6 protein-coding genes and 1 pseudogene are annotated in these 9,700 nt (G+C 39.4%); all 7 read left to right on the top strand.

Going from position 1 to position 9,700, the window contains the following annotated elements; translation table 11 throughout:
• Positions 1–925, top strand: a 925-nt coding sequence (locus tag VNZ46_RS21000) for a FecR family protein (RefSeq protein WP_325562276.1), incomplete at its 5' end; no start/stop codon positions are given.
• A 335-nt stretch (positions 926–1,260) separates the two neighbouring features.
• Entirely contained in the window at positions 1,261–4,584 is a 3,324-nt protein-coding gene (locus VNZ46_RS20995) for a SusC/RagA family TonB-linked outer membrane protein (RefSeq protein WP_325562274.1), read from the top strand.
• A gap of 11 nt (positions 4,585–4,595) precedes the next feature.
• A complete protein-coding gene (locus VNZ46_RS20990) occupies positions 4,596–6,029 on the top strand; it encodes a RagB/SusD family nutrient uptake outer membrane protein (RefSeq protein ID WP_325562272.1) in 1,434 nt (477 codons plus the stop codon).
• A gap of 22 nt (positions 6,030–6,051) precedes the next feature.
• A complete protein-coding gene (locus VNZ46_RS20985) occupies positions 6,052–6,813 on the top strand; it encodes a DUF4843 domain-containing protein (RefSeq protein ID WP_158275259.1) in 762 nt (253 codons plus the stop codon).
• A 28-nt stretch (positions 6,814–6,841) separates the two neighbouring features.
• Positions 6,842–8,368 (top strand): PKD-like family lipoprotein, encoded by a 1,527-nt coding sequence (locus VNZ46_RS20980; protein ID WP_325562268.1) that lies wholly within the window; start codon positions 6,842–6,844, stop codon positions 8,366–8,368.
• Positions 8,369–8,430: 62 nt separating this feature from the next.
• Entirely contained in the window at positions 8,431–9,351 is a 921-nt protein-coding gene (locus VNZ46_RS20975; protein WP_325562267.1) for a retropepsin-like aspartic protease, read from the top strand.
• A gap of 5 nt (positions 9,352–9,356) precedes the next feature.
• Positions 9,357–9,700, top strand: a pseudogene (locus VNZ46_RS20970) (TlpA family protein disulfide reductase); the annotation flags it as partial.

The raw sequence follows: 9,700 nt of genomic DNA, 5'->3' as shown, positions 1-9,700 counted from the left end.
CAAAATATCCGTTGCAGCATCTCTACTCCTGATTAGTTATTTTTCCTATAATCACTTTGTTACCGGCGATAAATATAGGCCACTGACAGATGCCCAGCTTGCAGCTATAAGTCCCGGAGCCAATAAAGCAACTATTACCTTGTCCAGCGGAGAGATCATCAACTTAGACAATCTGGAGAACAATCAATCCATGACAGTAGACAACACCGTGATCCACAAAGACCTATCCGGTCAGATCACCTACCATTTAAAACAACAAGACAACAAAAGCAGCCGGACAAACACCATGCAAACACCTAAAGCAGGGCAATACCATATTGTACTTTCCGATGGCACTAAAGTATTTCTAAACGCCGAATCCAAACTCACCTATCCTGAAAACTTTGGCTCTGGAGACCGAATTGTCGAGCTAGAAGGCGAAGGTTATTTTGAAGTAAGTAAAACCGCATTGCACAGCCGCTTTATTGTGAAGACCAACCGGCAATCCACCGAAGTTCTAGGCACCAAATTCAATATAAATGCCTATAAAAATGAAGATGCCGTCAAGACAACCCTGGCCGAAGGTTCTATCCGCGTATCGCCGCATGAACAAAACAAAAAGAGCATCATTCTTCAACCCAATCAACAAACCATCTTAAACCAGCACGAATTTTCGAAACATCAGGTAGATGCCAGCAATGTCATTGGATGGACCAGAGGATTATTCTGTTTTGATGGAACCAATTCGGAGGAGATCATAAGGCAGATATCCAGATGGTACGATATTGATATCGAATACAATAAAGACAAGAACCCAATTACCTACAGCGGTAAAATCCCTAAAAACCTGAGCTTAGACAAACTGATTAAGTTGCTAAATTATGCAGACATCAAGGCCTATGCTGTAACCAACCAAAAAAACGAAAGAAAATTAATAATCAATTAACCAAACAATTAAATGAAAAGTATGAAAAAATTTTACCTCCGAATTTAATCAAGATCAGTAGCTAGATAAAAAAATCCGGAAAGTGTTGACGCACCGTCCGGATAAGGTTTTGTTTAGCTGTAGAAAAACACTAGCGAATGTTTTCACTTGATTATTAGCTAATTAAATTATTACATCCAAACTTATCAAAGTTAATGAAAATTAATCTAAACCGTCTTATCCAAAAAGACGAAATACGCCATGCTATATCCAAAAGTCAAAGCCATTTTAATAGCGCCTTTTCCCCGGATGCCCAACGTAAGTCGTTTTTAAAAAAGACACGAAACAACATACTAATGAAAGTACAAATTATAGCCATACTCATGGGGATCGGGCTATTTCAAGTACACGGCAACACCTATGCACAAAACATAACATTGCATCGCAAAAACAGTGGACTTGAAACCATCCTCAAAGAATTTGAACGACAAAGCGGCTATACCCTCTTCTATAAACAGAACGAAGTAACCGCCGTTAACGATGTTTCAATAGAATTGACAAATGTACCATTGCGCCAAGCACTACAAAATACACTTCAAAACCTGGGCTTCAGTTTCGAGTTCTTTGACAAAACCATCGTATTGAAAAAGAACCTGCCCTCACCGTCATCAACTTCAAACAAAACAGCTGAACCACTATTTTCCCAAAATTACATTATAGGTAAAGTCATAGATGAAAATGAAAAACCAATTGCGGGAGTTACGATAAAACTGAAATCTAACCCTTCTAAAGCGGTCACCTCCCAGGAAAATGGTGTATTTAAATTACCAGTATCTGCAGAGAACGAAATTTTAATTATCTCCTGCATCGGATATGAAGTTCAGGAAGTGAAATCCAGCTTTAATCCCGACAAAATGATCATTAAGATGAAAAAGAAAGATTTTGATTTGGGAGAAGTCGTTGTAACCGGCACAGGAATAAATCGGAATAAAGACAGCTTTACCGGAACAACCGCTAAATTTTCAGGTGATGAACTTAAAGCCATAAGCAATAACAACATCATCCAAAGTTTAAAAACACTGGATCCCTCCTTTCTTCAGATCGAAAACAATTTATCAGGATCCAATCCCAACGTGATGCCCGTGATAGAAGTTAGAGGTAAAAGCAGTATTCCCAGCACAACACTAAAAGATCAGTTTGGTTCAGATCCAAACCAACCTCTATTCGTCCTCGACGGTTTCCCCACCAGTTTAGAAACCATTGTAGATTTAGATATGAACAGAATAGCTTCCGTAACAATATTAAAAGACGCTGCATCAACAGCCCTATATGGTTCACAAGCTTCTAACGGTGTCGTAGTCATCGAAACCATAAAACCATTACCAGGAAAACTTCGGTTCACTTATACCCAGGATTTCAGACTGGAAATGCCAGATCTTACCGCTTACAACATGATGAACGCCGTAGAAAAACTGGAATTCGAACGTTTGTCGGGCCGGTATACAGAAGATACAAATCCAGATTTAGCCATTTTTCTTGACAAATTATACAATACACACCTATCGTACGTAAAAAAGGGAGTGGACAGCTATTGGTTAAGCGAACCACTCCAGAACGGATATTCAACCAACTCCTCTATTAACGCTTCTGGTGGAGATGCAGCATTCACCTACAATGTAGGCATGAACTACCGGATCGGAAAAGGCGCAATGAAAGGTTCAGAAAGGAACAGTTATAGTGGCAGTATTAATCTGATGTATAGGAAAAATGGCTTAAACATCAACAACATCACCTACATCAGAGGTAACAAATCAAGCGAATCTCCATATGGCTCATTTGCAAAATACGTAAATACAAACCCTTATTATGAGAAAAACTACGATAATCCTTTCCTGGAAATAAGCCGGCAGGCCAATGGAACAGGTACCACGCTCTATGTCACTAACCCGCTGTATGATGCCATGCAACCGCAATACAATAATTCTACAAGTATGGCGGTACAAAACAACTTTAATACAAATTATGATTTTACAACATCATTAAAGTTGAACGTAGCCACTGAAATCACCAAAGGTTCCAGCGTATCTAAAAATTACAAATCACCACAGATGAGTGAATTTGCCAACACGCCAATCCTCAGAAAAGGAAAATACTCAGACTTTAGGAACGACAATTTTTCTTATCAGGGAAATCTAATGCTTACCTTTTACAAGACACTAGCCGACAAACACAGCATCACTGCCAACTGGCGAAGCACCATCTCAGAAAGCAATAACAGTGCATACAATACCACAGCAGAGGGCTTCCCTGAAGGAAATTTAGGAAATCCAAGATTTGCTTACAATTATCCGCAGGATGCTTCCCCTTCAGCTTCCAGCAATGTTTACCGATCATTGAATACTACAGTATCCGTAAATTACGCTTACGATAACAAATACCTTTTCGATTTTGTGTACCGTCTCGATGGTTCTACCGCCTATGGCAGTAACAAACAGTTTTCACCATATTATGCCTTCGGATTGGGGTGGAATCTTCACAAAGAAGACTTTATAAAAAACCAATCCTGGATCAATTCATTAAGATTAACAGGAAATATCGGTGTTACAGGAAATCAGAACTTTGCAAACATCAGTTCCATCTCCATTTATAACTACAACACCAAATCCAACTACAACCAATTCGGACAAGGCGTAAGCCTGGATATGCTAGGCAACCCAAATCTGGAACCACAAAAAACGAGACAAATCAGTACGTCGTTAGACTTCAGCTTCTTTAACAATCGTTTTTCCGGATACATCAACGCCTACGATAAACAAACTAACCCTCTAATCGTACCTGTCGACCTTCCATCATCTACAGGCGTATTCTCTTATCCATACAATGTTGGCAGCCTGAACTATAAAGGAATGGAAGCAAAACTTACTTTTTTCCCTATATACAATTTATCTAAAGGATTTACCTGGAGTGTTGGGATCACTGCATCAAGTTACAAGAGCAAGTATGCAGGTTTTGGAAACATATTAGCCACCCTAAACAAGCAGCAAGAAACCAACAAATCTTTAGTTAGATATTATGATGGCAATAGTGCAGAAGCCATCTGGGCAATCAAATCAGTAGGAATAGATCCAACAACAGGCAGAGAGGTATTTGTAACCAAAGATGGTCAGTACACATTTGACTACAATGCAGCAAACATTGTCAATGTAGGCAATACAGTGGCCATCGCCGAAGGTGTCATTTCTACAAATTTACGTTACAAAGGCTTCACATTCGGCATGGGACTTCGCTATAAAATCGGTGGAGATGTATTCAATAACGCGTTGTTTAATAAAGTAGAGAACATTAGCCAGACCAGCATAGCCAACAACCAGGATAAAAGGGCACTATATGACAGATGGAAAAGTCCCGGAGATATAGCCCAGTTCAAAGGAATTTCTTTAACCAGCACAAGTCCTATTTCCTCCCGCTTTGTACAGAAAGCCAACACACTAAGTAGTGAGTCGCTCAATATTGGTTACCTATTTGAAAAAACACCATGGCTTACCCAATTGGGATTGAGATCGCTATCCACCAATTTCCTGGCAAATGACTTCCTCTACCTCTCTACCATTAAAAGAGAAAGGGGAATTGACTATCCATATGCCAGAACAGTAGCACTCTCCTTGAGAGCTTCATTTTAAATAGCAAAAACATGAAAAGAAATTATATCAAAATAGTAGCACTGCTAACCATATCCACCATCATTCTATCTTCTTGTAAGAAATTTTTAGATGTAAAACCAGAAGACAAAGTAGTGGAAACCCAGTTATTTTCTACCAAACAGGGTGTTAAATCCGTACTTAACGGACTATACATTAATTTGGCAAGCAATCAGCTGTACGGAGAAAATCTAACCTTATCCACCCTAGATATCCTGGCACAACGTTACAATATGCCATCAACACATTCACTCAATAAAATAGCAACCTATGCCTACATGGATCAACCAACAACAGGCAGATTGGAAAACATTTGGACAAAGAGCTATTCCACCATCCTGAATGTGAACGCGTTTTTAGAAAATATGGATAAATACAAAGGCGTACTGGACCCACAAACCGAAGCCATATACAAAGGCGAAGCACTTGCTATGCGCGCATTCCTGCATTTTGATCTGTTACGGCTATTTGGCCCTATATATGCAACCGCCGACTCCACCAAACAGAGTTTACCTTACTATGAAAATAGTAAAAACAGTATAAATCCGCTATTGCCTGCCAATGTTTACATCGGTAAAGTAATAAGCGATTTAAGTACAGCAGAGAATCTATTATCTCAAGACAATATAATAGCCGCAGGAGTGAGCCCCACTACAGCCACAGACAATGTTGATTTCCTGAAGAACAACCGAAATTACCGTTTGAATTACTATGCCGTTAAAGGACTTAAGGCCAGGGTATTTTTATATAGAGGAGACAAGCAAACTGCGCTAAAGTATGCAAAGGATATAATAGCCTTAGCCAGCAAATTCCCATGGACGACCTCCAAGAACGCATTAAGCGAGAAACAAAACCCTGACCGGGTATTCAGCACTGAGATGATATTTGGGATTATGAATACACAATTGTACAGCAGCTACACCAGTTTATTTGATCCCTCTATTAAAGATGAGGATATTTTAGCGCCTATAACCACCAGGTTGAACACCGTATACGAAAGCAATGAAAATGACTATAGATTTAACCTGAATTGGCAGATACCAACCACCGGTGTAAAAAGCTATAAGACATTCTATAAATACGCCGACATTATAGACAAAACAAAAACTTTCAGGTTCACTATTCCTTTATTGAAAATTAGCGAAATCTATTACATCGCAGCAGAAAGCGAACCAATTGCGTCAGATGGAGTCCGCTATTTAAATGTGGTTAGGGCAAGTAGAGGGCTCACCGATTTGGCCGTTACGGTAAATATCAATACAGAACTACAGAAAGAGCATCAAAAAGAATTCTTTGGTGAAGGACAATTGTTCTATTACTATAAACGAAGAAATATCACTTCGGTACCCAACGGATCAGCCTCAAGCGGGAATATAACCATCAACTATAATGTACCGATGCCCTTATCTGAAACAACATACCGTTAATGCACTTAAACCGATCATCAGAATGAAAAAGATATATTTAAATTTTACAGGGTTACTTGCCATTTTGATCCTGTTCTCTTGTAAAAAGGACCTTCATACCTATGAAGGTAAACCAACCATTTATTTTAACGAATCAGCAAGGCGTCTCCTTTACCAGGGAGAAGTGTTAAAAGACTCTACAGTACTATCCTTTAGCCTTGCCAAAGCAAAAGATTCAACGGTAAATATGGTCGTTACCATCATAGGCGCCAAACAAGATATAGATCGTCCCTATCGCCTGGTCGTAAACCCTGTTTCTAATGCAGTAGCCGGCACCCAATATCAAATACTTAATACCGCCTTTGTCATCAGGAAAAACCAGTTGTCTGACACCGTGAAGATTAAGTTCTTCAGACGGGAAGAAATGCAGACCAAAACTCTTCTTCTAAGCCTTGATTTACTGGAGAACGAAAACTTTTCTGTTTCGATGAAGAACAAAATTATCAACACCACAACCGGAAAAACCCAGTCTTTTATTAACTACAGATGGTTTGTCAATGATATCATCAAAAGACCCAGTATGTGGTTTGATGCCTATCTAGGCACTTTTACCCGTAAAAAATTACTTCTGATGGCAGAAGTACTAGGTATTGAGCCAGCATACTTGGATAATGGAGCGTCAATAGTAGAGGTCATCTCTTATGGAAAATTCATGCAACGTTACCTCAATGACCAAAGAGTTGCTGGTCATACCATCCTGGAAGATGATGGTACTGTAATGGAAATGGGATATTATGTTCAATAGGCTTTATCACCTTAATTAATAGAAATTTATGAAATCAAAAATTTATATCCATCTTATTCTTCTGTTAATGACACTAGTCATTTTCGGATCATGTAAAAAAGACATTGGGAATTATAATTACAAAGAATTAAACAAGCTGGAAGAAGTTAAAGGTTTATCTGATGGAATTGTTGCCCTGTTTGGCAAAGCCATTCTGGTTAAACCTGAGATCAAATTTAGCCAGGACCCTAATTTCAACGAATCCAACTACACCTACGAGTGGAGTTATGTTGGACCAACCGGTTTAGGAGGTCAAAAAATATTTGTACTCAGCAACACAAAAAACCTGGACATGGTCATGACCGTGGTCGCCGGCAGCTATACAGCTTATTATTCGGTTACGGATAAGGCATCTGGCGTAAAATACACCACAAATTTCACTTTAAATGTTGTAAACCAAATCAATGAAGGCTGGATCATGATGAACGAAGCAAACGGAAAAGCGAGGGTCGATATGCTTTCATTAAACAGCTCGGGAAATTTTGACCTGGTAACCGATCTTCTGGCTACCACAGGATCAGCCTTACAACTCGAAGGCAAACCGGTAATGACTTATACCTATAACACAGGATTGCTTATCGGACCAGACCGCATTAGCTATGGGCTCTATTTTGGAACCGACAAAGGAACAACAAAAGTTGACCCAGACTCTTTCAGGTGGACAAAAACCATGGGCTTAACCTATGAAATGTTTGGTGACGTCCCTTCAGGTTTCTATGCAGATGTGATCCAACAAAGATCAGGCTGGACTTCTTATATGATTGGTAAAGGAAATGCATATTACTATGATAGGTCCTATAACATTTACTACGCTGCCCCCATCAATTACATCCAGGCTGAAGGGAAAAGTTTTGAAGTTGCTCCTTTCATAGGAGGTAACCATGCTATTGTTTCCAATGCACATGCCATATTTTACGACAAAACGAACAGACGCTTTGTAAAACATAGCGGTCAGGGAGCAACCTGTACCATAATTCCGGATCCACCACAAAACCTTAAGCTTTTCAGTTTCAGTACAGGTATGGATTTAAAGTATATGAGATGGGTGCCTTATAACGGCGGTGAATTATTTTCAATTTTGAAAGACCCTAATTCCCCTAAACAATACCTGGCCAGATTTAATTCGGCAAATAATGTCCAATCTTATTATAGTGAAATCACAGGAGCCGAAATCGCCAATGCAGAATTCTATGCTATCAGTCCGGAGTTTGGCTACATTTTCTATGCTGTAGGCGGTAAGGTCTATGAATACGATATGGTGTATAAAACTTCTAAACTCATGTTAGATTTTGGAAGCAAGAAAGTTTCCTATCTCAATTTTTATGAGTTTAAAAACAAGACCAAATACACAAACGACAATAAACTCATGGTAGGCATCTATGATCCTGCTGTGAATAACGGTATCGAAGGAGGTCTTCGTATTTATACCGTTCCGGGAATCAATGCAGACCTGGTATTATATAAATCATTTGAAGGTTTTGGAAGAATCAAAAGCCTAACTTATAGAGAACGCTAACACGCTCCAGTATTTAGATAGTCCCATTATGGGACTATCTTTTCACCCTTCTTACAATCCTCATGATGCATCCTATTTTTAAATCGGGAGTGGTACTCCTGATCATACTATATGCTCAGTTTAGCTTTGCGCAGCAAACAAAACTAAGAGCAAAGATTCCCTTTGAAAACCACAGCGGCAGCATTATTCTTTCAGTTCGAATCAATTCCTTTTCACGCCCGCTCCGCATGCTCTTTGATACCGGGGCCGACGGCATGGCGGTAAGCCAAAACTTAGCAAATGAAATTGGACTCCAAGTTACCCGGGAAAACCAAGCGTCAGTTGTAGGAGGAAGTATAAACATAAAGGTATCCGACCAAAATACCATTCAACTAGACACCGTAATCCTGAAAGGACAGGGGATCGCAATTTTCCCTGAAATGCCTGGAGAAACAGATGGCATTATAGGAAATAGTCTACTCAAGCATTTTATTACAAAGATAGACTATGATTCGCAAGAACTCTATCTCTATGATTTTGGAGATCACCAATATAACCAAAAAGGATTTCTAGTCCCTATAACTATGACCAAGGGAATGCTCATTATCCCAGGAAACCTTACTATAGTAGATGGAAAAGCCTACAAGGGGCAATTTGTTTTTGATACAGGCGCGTCCTACACCGTAATCTGTTTCCGGCCGTTCGTCCGTACAAATAAACTGTTGATCAGTGGCTTCAAGCCAGAACAGCAGGGTAGTACGGTGAGCATGGGAATGGTCTCTCCTACTTTTACCGGCAAGAGTCACAGTTTTGCATTTGCTGATACCGATCCTATACCCCACCTTCCAGTAACACTCATGGCAGGTAATACCACCAACGAAAACTGGCAACCAGGCTTTGACGGATCAATCGGTGTTGGTCTAATCAGCCGTTACAACTTCACCATCAATTTGCAACGCAGCGAGATTTTCTTTAGCCCTAATCAATATCACATCTTAAAATGAATTTCATGAAAAAAATTACCCTGTCTATATTACTTCTGTTGTTATCCACGGTACTCACTTTTGCACAGCAACCAGTTGTAATTAATGGAACAGTTGATAAAAAGACTTATCCAAAAGTATACTTATATAAAGTACTCAATGGCAGATTATCCGAAATCGCCACCAGTACGCCAGACTCCTCCAGTCTATTTGCTTTCAAATTTACCCCCGAGTATAAAGGACTATATGCCATTGGAGGAACAGAAATAATCAGCCTACGTAACATCTTTAAATTTTATTTTAAACCAGGTGATGAGCTGAACCTTAAACTGCAGAAAGCAAACTATACATTGGAAGGAAATAATTCAGC

The organism is Pedobacter sp. (assembly GCF_035566355.1).
GTDB lineage: Bacteria > Bacteroidota > Bacteroidia > Sphingobacteriales > Sphingobacteriaceae > Pedobacter.
This window is presented reverse-complemented; position numbering and strand designations above follow the sequence as displayed.

Coding starts and splice junctions, on each gene's coding strand:
- VNZ46_RS20995 (WP_325562274.1), top strand. CDS start 1,261: ATGAAAGTACAAATTATAGCCATACTCATGGGGATCGGGCTATTTCAA.
- VNZ46_RS20990 (WP_325562272.1), top strand. CDS start 4,596: ATGAAAAGAAATTATATCAAAATAGTAGCACTGCTAACCATATCCACC.
- VNZ46_RS20985 (WP_158275259.1), top strand. CDS start 6,052: ATGAAAAAGATATATTTAAATTTTACAGGGTTACTTGCCATTTTGATC.
- VNZ46_RS20980 (WP_325562268.1), top strand. CDS start 6,842: ATGAAATCAAAAATTTATATCCATCTTATTCTTCTGTTAATGACACTA.
- VNZ46_RS20975 (WP_325562267.1), top strand. CDS start 8,431: ATGATGCATCCTATTTTTAAATCGGGAGTGGTACTCCTGATCATACTA.